General features: G+C 56.8%; 13 protein-coding genes, 1 pseudogene and 1 other annotated feature. Of the genes and pseudogenes, 9 read left to right on the top strand and 5 right to left on the bottom strand.

Annotated elements, in window-relative coordinates:
• Positions 1-141 precede the first annotated feature (141 nt).
• The 3 genes from EH206_RS10910 (at position 142) to ompW (ending at position 2,256) form a co-directional block, all read left to right on the top strand.
• A complete protein-coding gene (locus EH206_RS10910; protein WP_009112821.1) occupies positions 142-540 on the top strand; it encodes a DNA-binding protein in 399 nt (132 codons plus the stop codon).
• 15 nt (positions 541-555) lie between these two features.
• On the top strand, positions 556-1,203 hold the full coding sequence (locus tag EH206_RS10905; RefSeq protein WP_009112820.1) for a hypothetical protein: 648 nt from the start codon (positions 556-558) through the stop codon (positions 1,201-1,203).
• A 417-nt stretch (positions 1,204-1,620) separates the two neighbouring features.
• Positions 1,621-2,256 (top strand): outer membrane protein OmpW, encoded by a 636-nt coding sequence (ompW, locus tag EH206_RS10900; RefSeq protein WP_009112819.1) that lies wholly within the window; start codon positions 1,621-1,623, stop codon positions 2,254-2,256.
• Between the two features lie 105 nt (positions 2,257-2,361).
• Here ompW and trpA read toward each other — a convergent pair whose 3' ends face one another.
• The 5 genes and pseudogenes from trpA to EH206_RS10870 all read right to left on the bottom strand — a co-directional run bounded on the left by trpA (position 2,362) and on the right by EH206_RS10870 (position 8,936).
• Positions 2,362-3,168 carry a tryptophan synthase subunit alpha gene (gene trpA / locus EH206_RS10895; protein ID WP_009112818.1) on the bottom strand — a complete coding sequence of 269 codons (807 nt, stop codon included), beginning with the start codon at positions 3,166-3,168 and terminating at the stop codon, positions 2,362-2,364.
• Entirely contained in the window at positions 3,168-4,361 is a 1,194-nt protein-coding gene (gene trpB / locus EH206_RS10890) for a tryptophan synthase subunit beta (protein WP_198008349.1), read from the bottom strand. Before trpB ends, trpA begins: the two co-directional genes overlap by 1 nt.
• A 52-nt stretch (positions 4,362-4,413) precedes the next feature.
• A complete protein-coding gene (gene trpCF, locus EH206_RS10885) occupies positions 4,414-5,775 on the bottom strand; it encodes a bifunctional indole-3-glycerol-phosphate synthase TrpC/phosphoribosylanthranilate isomerase TrpF (protein ID WP_009112816.1) in 1,362 nt (453 codons plus the stop codon).
• Positions 5,776-5,782: 7 nt separating this feature from the next.
• Positions 5,783-7,374, bottom strand: a pseudogene (gene trpD / locus EH206_RS23405) (bifunctional anthranilate synthase glutamate amidotransferase component TrpG/anthranilate phosphoribosyltransferase TrpD).
• Positions 7,374-8,936: an anthranilate synthase component 1 gene (locus EH206_RS10870; protein WP_009112813.1), complete on the bottom strand. Its 1,563-nt coding sequence runs from the start codon at positions 8,934-8,936 to the stop codon at positions 7,374-7,376. Before EH206_RS10870 ends, trpD begins: the two are co-directional and overlap by 1 nt.
• A gap of 28 nt (positions 8,937-8,964) precedes the next feature.
• Positions 8,965-9,068: a sequence feature (Trp leader region), on the bottom strand.
• A gap of 214 nt (positions 9,069-9,282) precedes the next feature.
• Here EH206_RS10870 and rnm point away from each other — a divergent pair.
• The 6 genes from rnm (at position 9,283) to EH206_RS10835 (ending at position 16,054) form a co-directional block, all read left to right on the top strand.
• Complete coding sequence (rnm, locus tag EH206_RS10865) at positions 9,283-10,185, top strand: RNase RNM (protein ID WP_009112812.1); 903 nt, start codon at positions 9,283-9,285, stop codon at positions 10,183-10,185.
• Positions 10,186-10,290: 105 nt separating this feature from the next.
• Positions 10,291-10,911: an L-threonylcarbamoyladenylate synthase gene (locus EH206_RS10860; RefSeq protein WP_009112811.1), complete on the top strand. Its 621-nt coding sequence runs from the start codon at positions 10,291-10,293 to the stop codon at positions 10,909-10,911.
• Positions 10,912-10,992: 81 nt separating this feature from the next.
• Positions 10,993-12,297, top strand: a complete 1,305-nt coding sequence (locus tag EH206_RS10855; RefSeq protein WP_040343860.1) for a nitrate regulatory protein — start codon at positions 10,993-10,995, stop codon at positions 12,295-12,297.
• A 760-nt stretch (positions 12,298-13,057) separates the two neighbouring features.
• The gene (locus tag EH206_RS10845; RefSeq protein WP_009112809.1) at positions 13,058-14,317 is read left to right on the top strand and encodes a CmpA/NrtA family ABC transporter substrate-binding protein; all 1,260 of its coding nucleotides are present in this window, start codon (positions 13,058-13,060) and stop codon (positions 14,315-14,317) included.
• Positions 14,318-14,328: 11 nt separating this feature from the next.
• Complete coding sequence (gene ntrB, locus EH206_RS10840; RefSeq protein ID WP_009112808.1) at positions 14,329-15,249, top strand: nitrate ABC transporter permease; 921 nt, start codon at positions 14,329-14,331, stop codon at positions 15,247-15,249.
• 10 nt (positions 15,250-15,259) lie between these two features.
• Positions 15,260-16,054, top strand: a complete 795-nt coding sequence (locus EH206_RS10835) for an ABC transporter ATP-binding protein (protein ID WP_009112807.1) — start codon at positions 15,260-15,262, stop codon at positions 16,052-16,054.
• Positions 16,055-16,159 lie beyond the last annotated feature (105 nt).

Raw genomic sequence — 16,159 nt, 5'->3', positions numbered from 1 at the left:
CGTTGTCATTGCAATGATTGCAACGAAATAAAATCCTTGTGATTTCACTGTTTTTATTATGTTGCTGATTTTTATAAACTTATTTTTTCGTTGCGCAACCATTAATGCAACGTAAGTCGCAATCAAACGGAGTGCTTTGTGATGGCATTAAATGAATGGTTTTCTGCTAGTGAACTCGCGGGACTACCTGGACTACCAGGGGATAAAAGCAGCGTTAACAGAAAAGCTAATAAGGAGGAATGGAAGAAACGTCAGAAGAAAGGGGTTAAAGGAGTCGCGTTCGAGTTCCATATATCCTCGCTGCCAACGGAGACGCAGGAGGCTCTAGGATTAGAGTCCGTAGTCTCTGATGAGGGGGATATCGATATCGAAGCGCTATCAAAGATTATTGAATCTGTTGAGCTCTTATTAGCTAGTCGGGCAAAAAAGATTTCACCTGCGACGAAAGCTAAAGTTGTAGCAATACTTTATAGAGCCTTTAAATCTAGTAATTTCATAGACATAAAGTTAATCAAAGAAACAGTTGATCTTGTGGCTTAATATTGAGGACATGTTATGAAGGACGATAAAATCGTACATATAGGTAAGAATAAGCGATCCCTCGAAGATGAGCTTTTGGAAATAGCACAGCTAATCAATGGAGAAGGTGCAGACGATAAGGAAAATGATGATAAATCATCAATTTATGTTTCTGGAACAGGAAACGTTGTAGGTAATGGAAACACTGTTAGCAATGTCATTAATCTCAGCAGCCCCAGCAAAAAACCTCGAGTACAAGTCAAAACTGGTGATGGTGTTGTAGATGCCAACCAAAAACACCAAATAAAAACCCTTATTTATGAATGGGTTGATATTCATAACGCTATAAAAAAATCAGTAATAACACACAATGCTGCATGGATTCGATTGAATAAAAACATGAAAGTAAACAGCTATCATGAAATAAAATCAGATGATTTTCCTAAAGCTATCAAATATCTACGTTCACAAATCGGCATCTTGCGTAACATGGCATCAGCTCCCAAAAAGGTCACAGACTGGAGAAAAGAAACCATAAAATCAATTCAAACAAGATGTTCTAAAAACGGATGGCAGGAATGGCGGAAGACTCACATGTCCGAAAAATTTCAAAAATCATCTATGACAGAGCTCACGGATGCTGAATTACAACAGCTTTATCAAACTGTGTGGGGAAAAAGATAACGTTCAATGGCGGTGTTTATATAGCTTGATTTTCCCGCTCGCAAGGGTGCTGGAAAGTAGCTTTACCAAGAAGCGTTTAAACGCCGCTTAAAACGGATCAAACGATGCTCATACCTGTGCAGTTTTAAACACAAAAAACACTATTTTTTCGCATTTTTTTCTGAGCCGTGCAAAATCCCTGAATTCGCCCACAAGCCCCGTCATTCAAGGCTCCAGACTCTCTCAGACTCTCTCTCTTAGCTATGTAAAAATGATCACTCCCCCACAATCAATTCTTGTTTTTTTAATGGTTTATGTGAATTTGATAGGAGGTGAAATGTGCAAAAAACTCTTTAAAGATGTGATCTGGCTTAAAACAAGAATGATGGCATAAAGGTATATTTCGCTCGAAATTAAACCATATAAAGGGAGTGGATAATGAAAAAGGCGTCTTTTGTATTACTGGCTGTAGCGCTTATGCCGGCCTTGACCCAGGCTCATCAGGCGGGGGATATCATTGTTCGTGGCGGCACGGCAACCGTGCGCCCGGTTGAAGGGTCCGACAATGTGCTGGGCAGCCTGGGTTCGTTCAAGGTTGACAATAATACCCAGTTGGGTCTGACGTTCAGCTATCTGGTGACTGACAACATTGGCGTGGAACTATTGGCGGCGACGCCGTTTACCCACAAGGTCGGGCTGAATGGGGTTGGCAATATTGCCGAAGTAAGCCACCTGCCGCCGTCGCTGGTGGCGCAGTATTACTTTGGCGACAAGGCCGACAAACTGCGGCCTTACCTCGGCGTGGGCATAAACTACACCATGTTTTATGATGAAAAATTCAATCAAAGAGGCAAAGACGCAGGGTTGAGCGATCTGAGTCTGAAAAACTCCTGGGGGGTGGCGGCGCAGGCCGGTCTGGATTACAACCTGGATAAAAACTGGCTGATCAACGCCTCGCTGTGGTGGATGGATATTGACACCGAGGTGAAGTTTAAAGCCGGTGGGGAACAGCAAAACGTCAGCACCCGTTTGGATCCCTGGGTATTTATGTTTGGCGTCGGCTACCGTTTCTGATTTTAATAAAATGGCAACACGGTTTTGGTGTCGCCGTTATTGTTGTCGCTGTTAAACCACCTCCTATGGAGGTGGTGAAGTCTTTGTCCGTATATGGCGCGGTGCTTATGAACGCGTCGCTGCTTTCATGGCGTTGACGAAAGCGTGGAGCTGCGCCAGCATTTCGTCGGGCTGATGGCGATTTTTTTCGATAATCTTGACGATTGCCGAACCGGAGATCGCACCGGCGGCGCCGGCGGTCAATGATTCCCGCACCTGCGAGGGTTCTGATATGCCGAACCCTTGCAACGGCGGCGCGGCATGGTATTCATGCAGTTTGGCAATCAGGTGATGAAGCGGCAGCTGCGCCCGTTTTTCCGCGCCGGTTACCCCCGCGCGCGACAATAAATAGGTATAGCCGCGGCCGTAGGAGGCAATCTCGCGCAGCAGGTCGTCATCCGCATTGGGGGGACAGATAAAAATCGGCGCGATGCCGTGACGCTGGGCGGCGGCGCGGAACGGGGCGGACTCTTCAACCGGCACGTCGGCAACCAGCACCGAGTCGACGCCGACCCGGGCGCAACGCTGATAAAACTCGTCGATGCCGTTGCTGAACACCAGATTGGCGTACATCAGCAGGCCGACTGGGATATCAGGGTATTTCTGGCGGATGGCGGCAAGCATTTCAAAACAGTGTCCGGGGGTGACGCCGGCGGCGAAGGCGCGCAGCGTGGCATCCTGAATCGTCGGTCCGTCGGCCAGCGGGTCGGAAAAGGGGATACCCAGTTCCAGCGCGTCGGCGCCGGCGGCGATCAGGGTATCAATGATTTTCAGCGACTGCTCGGGCGACGGATCGCCCAGCGTGACAAAGGGGACGAATGCGCCTTCTTTATTGCCGGCCAGACGTTTGAACAGGTGTTGATAGCGCTCCATTAAATTTCTCCCCGAGCTTTCAAAATATCGTGAACGGTAAATATGTCTTTATCGCCGCGGCCGGATAGGTTGACCACCAGAATCTGATCTTTCTGCGGTTCCTGCTCGATCATTTTCAGCGCATAGGCCAGCGCGTGGGAGGACTCCAGCGCCGGGATAATGCCTTCATGGCGGGAGAGTTCCTTAAACGCCTCCAGCGCTTCGTCATCGGTAATCGACACATAGTCGGCCCGGCCGATGCTGTTCAGATAGGCGTGCTGCGGGCCGACGGACGGGAAGTCCAGGCCGGCGGAAATCGAATAGGATTCTTCGATCTGCCCGTCCGCGGTCTGCATCATCGGCGATTTCATGCCGAAGTAGATGCCGACGCGTCCGTGCTTGAGCGGCGCGCCGTGTTGTCCGGTTTCAATCCCCAGCCCGGCGGGTTCGACGCCGATCAGGCGGACGGCGCTGTCATCGATAAAGTCGGCGAACATACCGATGGCGTTGGAGCCGCCGCCCACGCACGCCAGCAGCGCATCGGGCAGGCGACCTTCTCTTTCCAGCATCTGGGATTTTATTTCTTCGCCGATCATGCGCTGAAATTCGCGCACGATGGTGGGGAAGGGGTGCGGACCCGCCGCCGTGCCCAGCAGGTAGTGCGCCTTCTCATAGCTGCCGGACCAGTCGCGCAGCGCTTCGTTGCAGGCGTCTTTCAGGGTGGCGGAACCGCTGTGAACCGGGATGACTTCGGCGCCCATCAGGCGCATACGGAATACGTTGGGGGACTGGCGTTCAACGTCCTTGGCGCCCATATAGATACGGCATTTCAATCCCAGCAGGGCGCAGGCCAGCGCGGCGGCGACGCCGTGTTGACCGGCGCCGGTCTCGGCGATAATTTCGTTTTTCCCCATCCGCTGGGCCAGCAGCGCCTGTCCCAGCACCTGGTTGGTTTTGTGCGCTCCGCCGTGCAGCAAGTCTTCACGCTTCAGGTACAGCCTGGTGCGCGTGCCCTTGGTCAGGTTTTTACATAGGGTCAGCGCGGTGGGGCGTCCGGCATAGTTTTTCAGCAGGTCGGTAAATTCGGCCTGAAAGCCGGGATCCTGCTGCGCGCCGACAAAGGCTTCTTCCAGTTGGCGTAGGGCCGGGACAAGGATCTGCGGTACATACTGTCCGCCGAATTCGCCAAAGTATGGATTAAGTAACGTCATAATATTCCTGTCTTTTATCGATTTTAAATGGCGTAGTGCGCTTACGGGTAAGGAGTTATAGCGTCCGTAACGCCTGAAAAACAGCCGCGATTCGCTGTGGATCTTTGTGACCGGGCTGACTTTCCACCCCGGAGTTGAAGTCCAGTCCGGCGCATCCCAACTGGGCGGCCTGCCCGCAGTTGTCCGCATTCAAACCGCCGGCCAATAACACGTTGTCCAGATTCTCGCCCTGAAGCAGCGACCAGTCAAAGGTTCGGCCGCTGCCGCCCTGGGCGTTGTCCAGCACATAGCGATCGATGTGCGGCAAGTTTCTGGCCGGACACTCGCCGGTTACGCTCTGCGCTTTCCAGATTTGGCAGTCGGCGGGCAGTTGTTCACGCAACTGCGAAATGACGAGCTGGTCTTCGTTGCCGTGCAGTTGCACCGCCGCCAGCTTTAATTCGCCGGCGAGGCTGACAATCCGCTCGACCGGCTCGTCGCGAAATACGCCGACATAACGCAGCGGGGCGCTGGCGGTCAGGCGGCGCGCCTGTTCCGGCGACACATGGCGCGGCGAGGACGCGACAAAAATCAGACCGCCGTAGACGGCGCCGGCCTGATAGGCCGCCTGGGCGTCTTCGGCGCGGGTCAGGCCGCAGACTTTGTTTTCCCCCAGGATAACGCGGCGCACCGCCAGCGTCAGGTCCGGCTCGGACATCAATGAACTGCCGATAAGAAAACCGTCGGCAAAGCGGCTCAGTTCGCGGATCTGCGCATGACGGTGAATCCCCGACTCGCTGATAACGCTAACGCCCTCCGGCAGGCGCGGCGCCAGCCGGCGGGTGCGATCAAGATCGATGGAAAGATCGCGCAGGTCGCGGTTGTTAATCCCCACCACGCGCGCCTCCAGCTGGATCGCGCGCTGTAGCTCCTCCTCATTGCTGACCTCGGTCAGAACCCCCAGCTTCAGGCTATGGGCGACGGCGGACAGCTGGCGGTATTGACTATCGTCCAAAACGGATAACATCAGCAGAATGGCGTCGGCCTGGTAATAGCGTGCCAGATAGATCTGGTATTCCGAAATAATAAAGTCTTTGCACAGCACAGGCTGATGAACCGCCGCGCTGACCTGCGGCAGAAAAGCGAAGTCGCCCTGGAAATATTTTTCATCGGTCAACACGGAAATCGCTGAGGCGTAGTCTTGATAAACCTGGGCGATCGCTACCGGATCGAAATCGTCGCGAATCAATCCCTTTGAAGGGGAGGCCTTTTTGCACTCCAGAATAAACGCCGGCTTATTCTGGCGCAGAGCCTGATAAAAATCCCGCTGGCTGGGCATCACCTCATGCTGAAACGTCGACAGCGGTTGCTTTTTCTGGCGCGCTGCAACCCATACGGCTTTATCGCGCACTATTTTATTCAGAATGGTTTCCTGCATGACTGCTTTATCCTCTCGCGGCCAGATCGGTAACGCGCTGGTAGGCCTGTCCGCTGTAAATCACTTCTAACGCCTGCTGCGCATTTTGGCGCAAATCTTCCTGTCCGAACAGCTTCAGCAGTACCGCCACGTTGGCTGCCACGGCCGCGTTGTGTGCCGGTTCTCCTTTACCTTGTAGCAGGGCGGCCAGAATGTCACGGTTTTCTTGCGGCGAACCGCCCTGCAATGCCGCCAGCGGAAAGCTTTCCAGTCCGAAATCGCTGTGCGTCAGTTGGTAGGTTTCAATATCGCCGCTGTGCAACTCGGCGACCTGCGTGGGCGCATGAATGGAGACTTCGTCCATCCCGCCGCCGTGCACCACCGCCGCGCGCTGATAGCCCAGCGCCTTCAGGGTTTCGGCGATAGGAAGCACCAGCTCAGGGCGATAAACGCCAATCAGCGCCAGCGGCGGACGCGCCGGGTTGACCAACGGCCCCAGCACGTTAAATAGCGTACGGGTTTTCAACTGCTGGCGCACCGGCGCCGCGTGGCGGAAGCCGGGATGATACTGCGGCGCGAACAAAAAGCACACGCCCAGGTCATCCAGCGCCTGGCGGGACTGTTCGGCGGGCATATCCAGCCGGATGCCGAACGCGGCCAGCAGATCGGACGATCCCGAACGGCTGGAGACGCTGCGGTTGCCGTGCTTGGCGATTTTCAGTCCGCAAGCGGCCGCTACAAAGGCGCTGGCGGTGGAAATGTTGATGCTGTTGGTGCCGTCGCCGCCGGTGCCGACGATATCGGCAAACGGATAGTCGGGACGAGGAAACGGCTGGGCATCCTCCAGCAGGGCCGTTGCCGCGCCGGCAATTTCTTCCGGGCGTTCGCCGCGAACTTTCATGGCGATCAGCGCCGCCGCCAACTGGCTGTTTTCCAACTCGCCGCGCACGACGGCGCCAAACAGCGCCTGGCTCTCCTGCCGGTCGAGGATTTCAGCCTGGTATAATTTCTCAAGAATGTTTTGCATGATTTAGTCCTTTACTATACCAATGCCCAGTCCAGCGTCTGTTCGAGCAGACGCGCGCCGTGGGTGGTTAAAATGGATTCGGGATGAAACTGGAAACCGCAAACGCGGTCGGCATCGTGGCGAACCGCCATCACCATGTCGTTAAAATGGGCGTTAACGGTCAGCGCCGCCGGGATGTTGCTGCCCACCAGCGAGTGATAGCGCGCCACCGGCAACGGATGTGGCAGTCCGGCGAACATCGCCAGTCCGTCATGATCGATGATGGACGCTTTGCCATGCAGAATTTCACCCGCCTGGCCCACATGGCCGCCGTAGGCTTCCACAATCGCCTGATGCCCCAGGCAGATGCCGATAATCGGCAGTTGGCCGCGCAGGCTGCGCAGCAGCTCCGGCATACAGCCAGCCGCGGCCGGGGTTCCCGGACCCGGAGAGAGCATCAGCACCGGTCTTTCCATGTTCTTTAAATGCTGAATAATGGCGCCGCCCGGCAGATGGTTACGGTAAACCACCACCTGATGCCCGCTGGCGCGCAGTTGATCCACCAGATTGTAGGTGAATGAGTCGATATTATCGAGCAGTAGGATATCAGCCATTAGAACAGTTCCTTCGCGTTGTGGGCGCTGGCGATGGCCCGCAGAACGGCCCGCGCTTTATTTCTTGTTTCATCGGCTTCCGCCTGCGGATCGGAATCCAGCACCACGCCGGCGCCGGCCTGAACCGTGGCGATGCCGTCTTCAACGTAGGCGGAGCGGATAACGATGCAGGTATCCAGATCGCCGTGGGCGGTGAAGTAGCCCACCGCGCCGCCATAGCTGCCGCGCCGCGTTTTTTCACTGTCGGCAATCAGTTGCATGGCGCGCACTTTCGGCGCGCCGCTCAGCGTTCCCATATTCATGCAAGCGCAATAGGCGTGCAGGACGTCCAAATCTTCCCGCAGGGTGCCCACCACGCGGGAGACCAGATGCATCACGAAAGAGTAGCGGTCGACCTGGGTCAGGTCGGCCACATAGCGGCTGCCGGGCTTACAGATGCGCGCCAGATCGTTGCGCGCCAGATCGACCAGCATCAGGTGCTCGGCCATCTCTTTATGGTCGGTGCGCATTTCCAGCTCGATACGGCTGTCGAGATCGCGATCCAGCGAGCCGTCGGCGCGGCGTCCGCGCGGGCGGGTTCCGGCGATGGGATAGATTTCAATCTGGCGGCTGTCGGCGTCGTATTTCAGCGAGCTTTCCGGCGAGGCGCCAAACAGCGTGAAGTCCTGATCCTGCATAAAAAACATATAGGGGCTGGGGTTATTGTCCTTCAGGGTTTGGTAGGCCGCCAGCGGCGAGGGACAGGGCAGGGAAAAGCGGCGCGACGGCACCACCTGAAAGATCTCGCCGATGCGAATCGCCTGCTGCATCTGACTGACGACCTCGCCGAATGCCTCATCGCTCTGGTTACAGTTGAGCTCCATGCTGTCGATGGACTGATGCGGCAGCGCCGGCGCCGGCTGTTCCAACTGCTGTTGCAGCTGCGTCAGGCGCTGCTGCAGCCGCTGCCGTTCCGCGCCGTCCGGCGTAAACAGGCTGGCCTGAAGAACCGTGGCCTGCCGTTGATGATCGAGTATCAGCAGCGTTTCCGCCAGGTAAAAGCAGAAATCCGGGCAGCGCTGCTGCTGGCTCAGCGCGGGTAAGGCTTCAAAACCGGCGACCAGATCGTAGGCGAACAGGCCGCCCAAAAACATGGCTTCGCGTTCATCCGCCGGGCACTCAACCAGCGTCAGGATGCTGCGCAGAGCGTCAAATACCGACAACGAGCGCAAACGGGAGTCTTCGTCCTGCTGGTTATCGGCCGGCGGAAAGGTCAGTTCGCGGCCGTTGGGGCGGGATTCCACCACTACCTCCGGCGGGAGTGCCTGATCCAGCAGCGGCAGCAAATTCGCGCCGTTGGCCGTCAGCGCCTGAATGGAAACCTGCTGGCCGAGAGCGGTAATGCGCAGCGCGCTGTCGATAATCAACAGACTTTTCAGATTCTGTTTACTGTCGATTTCGGCCGACTCCAGCAGCAGCGTGGCGGGTCTGGCGCCGCAAAGCTGGTGAAATATCGCGCTGGGGTCGTTGCGGTAGACGGCCTCGGTACGCAGCAGCGCCAGTTTTGGTGGTGATATGTGCATTATTGTTACCTGTATTGTTTTTTTGCCCATGAAAAAGCCCGCTGGGTAAGCGGGCCTGGGAAATCTGCATATAATGACAATTGCTATGCGTGATTACTCCACCCGCCTAAGGGAAGAGCGCCACCAGCCAAGTTTCATCGTGTTTTGCATTGCCATTATCATCATCTCGCTATCGGTATGCCGAACTGCGTACTAGTAAACTAGTTCGCGGTTCGAAAGTCAACAACGGGAATAATATTATTTTATCGATGCGCGCAAAACGCCCGCAAGGCGTGCGTTAACCCCGATGGCCTGGAACTTCGTTACTATTCCGGCTGAGTTAGTGGCATCATAGCGCGCTCAAGCCATGAACTCAGCCAGCAACGGGACACTATTTGTGCCACAAGAACTTCAAACCCCACCGTCTTTCGCGCTTTACGATCTGCATAGCCACACCACCGCCTCGGATGGGTTGCTGACCCCCGGCGAACTGGTGACCCGTGCGGCGGCGATGCGGGTCGGCATTCTGGCCATCACCGATCACGATACCACCGGCGGACTGGCCGCCGCTCAACGGACGATTAATGACCAGTCGCTGCCATTACGGCTGATTCCCGGGGTGGAGATTTCCACCCAGTGGGAAAACCATGAAATTCATATTGTCGGGCTGGGCATGGATATTGAACACCCGGCCCTCTGTTCGCTTTTACGACAACAGGCGCAATCCCGGCTGGCGCGAGCGGAGCAAATCGCCATCCGGCTTGAAAAAGCGCGCATTCCCGATGCCCTGGCCGGCGCTAGCCGCCTGGCGGCCGGCGGTCAAATCACCCGCGGGCATTTCGCCCGTTATCTGGTAGAGCAGGGCGCCGCGCCGAATATCAATCAGGTGTTCAGGAAATATCTGGCGAAAGGGAAAACCGGATACGTCCCGCCGCAGTGGTGTACAATAAGGCAAGCGGTTGATGCTATTCATCAATCTGGCGGCGTGTCGGTGTTGGCGCATCCCGGACGTTATGATTTGACCGCCAAGTGGCTGAAGCGTTTGTTGACCGCGTTTGCCGATAACGGCGGTGAAGCCATGGAGGTGGCGCAATGCCAGCAGGCGCCGGACGAACGCACGCAGCTGGCCCGCTACGCCAGAGAGTTTGGCCTACTGGGGTCGCAGGGGTCGGATTTTCATCAGCCGTGCGCCTGGATTGAACTGGGGCGCAAGCTGTGGCTGCCCGCCGACGTGGAGCCGGTATGGCATCACCGGGCGTTGGCGCAATAATTTATTGGGTATCACGGTTAACGCCTGCCAGTAAAATAATGGCGTTGCCGATTACGCGGGAGATGCGGTGTTTTCTCCCGTATTGCAGATGCAAGAGGTAGTGTCATGAGTCAGTTTTTCTATATTCATCCGCAGAATCCGCAGCCCAGGCTTATCAAGCAAGCGGTGGATTTTCTCCATAAGGGCGGGGTGATTGTCTATCCCACCGATTCCGGCTACGCGCTGGGATGCATGCTGGGCGACAAGAATGCGATGGAGCGTATCTGTCGTATCCGCGATCTGGACAACAACCATAATTTCACCCTGGTGTGCCGCGATCTGTCCGAGCTGTCCACCTATGCCTACGTCGATAATGCGGCGTTCCGGCTAATCAAAAACAATACGCCGGGCAACTACACCTTTATCCTCAAGGCCACCAAAGAAGTGCCGCGCCGCCTGATGAACGAAAAACGTAAAACCATCGGGCTGCGCGTCCCCTCCAACCCCATTGCGCTCTCGTTATTGGCCGCGCTGGACGAACCGCTGATGTCGACCACCTTGATGCTGCCGGGCAATGACTTTGCCGAGTCCGACCCGGAGGAGATTCAGGAAACGCTGGGGAAGCAGGTCGATTTGGTGATTCACGGCGGTTTTCTCGGCCAGCAGCCCACCACGGTTATCGATTTGACCGAATCCACCCCGCAAATTGTCCGCGAAGGAATCGGGGATATCACCCCTTTTCTGTAGATATTTAACCGTATCGGACCATTTTTGTCACTGGCGTGTTAATTGCATATCCCCACCAGTGATGTTTCGGGAGTGAGAATGATGACGGCAGATCCTTCAACAACGATCCGTTTCCTGCTTGCTTCGCGTCAGTGCGAGTTGAACAGTCTGCGCTATTTGCTGCAAAGCGGCGAACTGGTGGGAAAGATCAGCCAACTGGTGCATATGCTGCAACGGGAGCGAGGAACCTCCAATCTGTTTCTCTGCTCTGACGGCCGGCTGTTTGCCGATGAGCTAAGGCTCAGGGAGCAGGAAGTGGCGCGGGCGCAGGAACCGCTGATGGCGCATCTGGATCGATTGGAAACCATGACGGCCGATTTGCCGCAGGCCAGCCGTTTGTTCAGCCGCGTCGCCAGCGTGGTCTATGCGCTGAGCCTGCTGCCTTCACTGCGTCAGGACATTCGCCGGCGCATATTGCCGCTGCCGCAGGCTATGACCTTTTTTAACGACATTATCCGCAACCTGCTCTCGCTGGTGTTCGAGGTCTCCGATACGGCGGCGGAGCCGGTGATTTCACGGGCGCTGATCGCCATGTTCAGCTTTATGCAGGGCAAGGAGTTTGCCGGCCAGGAGCGGGCGATCGGCGCGGCGGCCTTCGCCTCCGGCGTCTTCAATGAGGATACGCAGCAAAAGTTGCTGGATCTGATCGAACGGCAGGAGCGGTGTTTCGCCACCTTTGCGGATTTCGCCGATGAGCAAAACCGGCAACGCTGGTTACGGATAACGACGGATAGCGAGTTTGAGCGTTTGCGCCGTATTGCCTGCACCCGAAGCAATACGGAAAAGCGGGAAGACGAGGGCAGCCTGCGCTGGTTTGCCATCGCCACGCAGCGTATTGATGAAATGAAACGGCTGGAGGACAGTCTGGAGCAGACGTTGATGCAACTTTGCCGCGATCGCATCGCCGCCGCCGAGCAGGCGAATAGCGAGCAAATGGCGGATATAGCAAGCCTGATGTCGCCGACGGAAAACGACGATCCGGGATACTCGGTCTTTATCGCCGGTCATGATATAGCAAGCGCGGCGTCGGACGGGCAAAGCGCGTCGCATGGCTGGCTGAATAGCGATGGCGTCCGCCCTCAGCTCGGACGCTCGCTGCTCTCTTTGGTACAACGGCAGTCGCGGCGTTTACAGGCGCTGGATCATGAACTGTCGGCGTTACGCGATACCCTGAATGAAAGAAAACATATCGACCGGGCAAAGAGTCTGCTGATGCAGCATCGCGGTTTAAGCGAGGAAGAGGCGTACAAAACCCTGCGCAAGATGGCGATGAATCAAAATAAAAAATTGATTGAAATCGCCACGGCGATGCTGGCGGTGGCCGACGTTTTTCAGGATACGCCGTAGGCGTCATATGCACACAAAGGGTGCGTGCTTTGCCCGGCGGCAGTGCAAAGGGAGATGTATCCTCGCTGTGTTTTGTCTTCAACGCCTCCCAGGTGAGGGTTCCCCATAAATTGGAATATGCTACATCGGAGAATATTTCGTGCGCGATAAAACCGTCGTTTCTCTGCCATGTCGTAGCACGCGCCCGACGCAGGGTGGTTCAAACGCCACCACCCTCCGGACCCGGGCTTGTGGCTGAAATCACGCCGCTAACGCGGTGCCTTCGGCGGTCGCCCCCTTTTCCGAACCGCCAGTGACGCGTTCCCGACGCGGCACTGGCTTGAGCAGCATCCATGCTGCTCATTCGCGGGGGCGTCCACCTCAGCGTAATTTCTTACGCCGCTCAAAAGCAAAAAAAGAATCAGCAATGAGCCAAAGACCAGAATACACATGACCTCTAAATATTCCTTGGATTTGTTTATAAGAGACAGCCTTTGCCGCAGGGTGGTGGTTCTCCCTCCCCTGCAAAGGGGAGGGCCGGGGTGGGGTTACAATCAGCCCAATTTTCACCATCACGCCCAGAAATATAACTTCTGGCACACACCTTGCTTTAAAACTGACGGTAACTAATCAACATCATTAATCGGTGATAGGCCAACGGCGGTTTGTTGCGGGTTAAACGGATAACGGCGTCCATAAGCGTGCATTTTTTGCATGTGCTTATGGACGCCGTTTTGTTTTTTGACCGCCGGAAACGGCGATCGGCTGAAAGGTGTCGTGAATGAGTGATTCCAAAACGAAGGACATGACGGTTTCCCGTCGTCAGTTTTTACTGGGCGGTGCGGCGTTGGGCGGCGGTTTTATGCTGCCGGGGTTGATGAACAGCGCCTGGGCCGCCGGCTCTGACGCGCCGGAGAAACAGGAGATCCGCGTTGGTTTCATTCCGCTGACGGACTGCGCATCGGTGGTGATGGCCGCGATAAAAGGATTCGACAAGAAATACGGTATTACCATTATCCCCAGCAAGGAAGCCAGTTGGGCGGCGGTGCGCGATAAGCTGGTGTCCGGCGAGCTGGACGCCGCGCATATCCTGTACGGCCAGCTATATGGCCTGCAAATGGGATTATCCGGGCCGCAGAGCAACATGGCCGCCCTGATGACGCTCAACCAGAACGGACAGGGCATTACGCTGGCCAACCAGTTGCGCGACGCGGGGGTAACGGATCTCGGCACGCTGCAAAAACATATCGCCGCCAGCCCGGCGGGCACTTACACCTTTGCCCAGACTTTCCCCACCGGCACCCATGCCATGTGGCTTTATTACTGGCTGGCCTGCGCCGGCATTCATCCGCTGAACGATGTGCGCACGGTGGTGGTGCCGCCGCCGCAAATGGTGATGAATATGAAGATTGGCAACATGGTCGGCTGTTGCGTCGGCGAACCCTGGAACCAGCGCGCCATCAGCGACAAGCTCGGTTTCACCGCCGCCGCGTCGCAGGATATCTGGCCCGATCACCCGGAAAAAGTGCTCGGCACGCGCGCCGACTGGGTTGATGCCAATCCAAACGGCGCCCGCGCGCTCACGGCCGCCATACTGGAGGCTTCACGCTGGATTGACGCCTCTGACGAGAATCGCCGTGAAACCGCCGGCGTGGTGGCGGGACGCGCCTACATCAATACCAGGGAAGAGACCATCGTCGGCCGGATGCTGGGCCGCTATGAAAACGGATTGGGGAAAAGCTGGCAGGACGAACATGCAATGCGTTTCTACCACGATGGTTCGGTGAACTATCCCTATCTGTCCGATGGCATGTGGTTCCTGACCCAGCATAAACGCTGGGGTCTGCTGACGGAAGATCCGGATTATCTGGCCGTCGCCAGAAAGGTCAATCGGATTGATATCTATAAGCAGGCCGCCGCGGCGGTAGGCGATGTCCCGCTGCCGGACAGCGAGATGCGCAGCAGCGTGCTGATCGACGGCGTGCGCTGGGACGGCAGCGATCCGGCGGGCTATGCCGACAGTTTTAGCGTGAAGAAATAAGCGAGGCAATGATGAAAAACCAGGCTCAGGTTATTCCCATCGCGCCGGATAACGCACCCGGCGCTGAACAGGGCGCGGAGATTATGCCGCTGCCGGCCAGAGCGGCGGCGGAAAAACCGGCATCTTACGCGGTTCCGGCGCCGCGCCGCTATCGTCCTCTGTTGCGTAAAGCGGCGCAGCGAATTTTCCCCGCACTGTTGGGCGTGGGCCTGTTGCTCTGTATCTGGCAGGCAGCGGCACTGCACAGCGAAAACTTTCCGACGCCGTGGGCCACCTGGCTGGCGGCGTTGGAGATTTTCGCCGATCCGTTCTATATCGCCGGACCGAACGATCAGGGCATCGGCTGGAACGTGATGGCCTCGTTGCAGCGCGTGGGCATCGGTTTTGGTCTGGCGGCGCTGGTGGGTATTCCCGCCGGCTTCCTGATAGGCCGCTTCAGCTTCGTGGCCGATATGCTGAATCCGATTATTTCCCTGCTGCGACCGGTCAGTCCGCTGGCCTGGCTGCCTATCGGCCTGCTGTTGTTTCAGCGCGCCGAACCGGCCTCCAGTTGGACCATTTTTATCTGCTCCATCTGGCCGATGATCCTCAACACCGCCGAAGGGGTGAGACTGATTCCGCAGGATTACCTGAACGTGGCGCGCGTGCTTAAGCTGTCCGAGTTCACCGTGATGCGCAAGATTCTGCTGCCGGCGGTATTGCCGAACATCCTGACCGGCGTGCGCTTATCCATCGGCATCGCCTGGCTGGTGATTGTGGCGGCGGAAATGCTGACCGGCGGCATCGGCATCGGTTTCTGGATCTGGAATGAGTGGAACAACCTGAACGTGGAAAACATCATTATCGCCATCGTGGTGATTGGGGTGATCGGCCTGCTGCTGGAGCAGGGCCTGATGTTGATCGCCAAACGTTTTAACTATGACAACCGCTAAGGAGCCGACGATGCGCGCCAATCCGATTATTCAGGTCCAACAGGTCAGCCAGCGTTTCCATACCGCCGGCGGCGAGTTTCTGGCGCTGGACCAGGTGAGCTTCGATATCTACGCCGGGGAAACCGTCAGTCTGATCGGCCATTCCGGCTGCGGCAAATCCACTTTGCTCAATTTGATCGCCGGTCTGACCCGGCCGAGCGGCGGCGGCCTGCTGTGCGACAACCGGGAAATCGACGGCCCCGGCCCGGAGCGCGGCGTGGTGTTTCAGAACCATTCGTTGCTGCCGTGGCTGACGGCTTATGAAAACGTGGCGCTGGCCGTGCGTCAGGTGTTTCGCGGCCGGATGAGCAAAACCGAGATGCATGAGTGGATCACCCACAATCTGGCGCTGGTGAATATGGCGCACGCGGCGGACAAACGGCCGAATGAGATCTCCGGAGGGATGAAACAGCGGGTAGGGATCGCCCGCGCGCTGGCGATAAAGCCCAAAGTGCTGCTGATGGACGAGCCGTTCGGCGCGTTGGATGCATTGACCCGCGCCCATTTGCAGGATGCGGTGATGGACATTCAGCAGCGGCTGCACACCACCATCGTGCTGATCACCCACGATGTGGATGAAGCGGTCTTGCTGTCGGATCGGGTGCTGATGATGACCAACGGCCCGGCGGCGACGGTCGGGGAGATCGTGACGGTGGAACTGGAGCGCCCGCGCTCGCGCGTCGCGCTGGCGGATGATCCCCGCTATCACCAGTACCGGCAGCGGGTACTGCATTTCTTATACGAAAAACAGTCGTACGCCGCCTGACGGGAAACGCTAAATCAACATAACGAAAGCGCATCCGCCGCGGACAGGCGACACTCGTCCGCGCCGCCGCTATGCGGCCTTTTTTCCCCTGATTTTGCTTCACAG

Origin of the sequence: Brenneria nigrifluens DSM 30175 = ATCC 13028, from assembly GCF_005484965.1 — a bacterium.
Lineage (GTDB): Bacteria > Pseudomonadota > Gammaproteobacteria > Enterobacterales > Enterobacteriaceae > Brenneria > Brenneria nigrifluens.
Note: the sequence above shows the minus strand (reverse complement) of the source record. Positions and strands in the feature narration are given on the sequence as shown.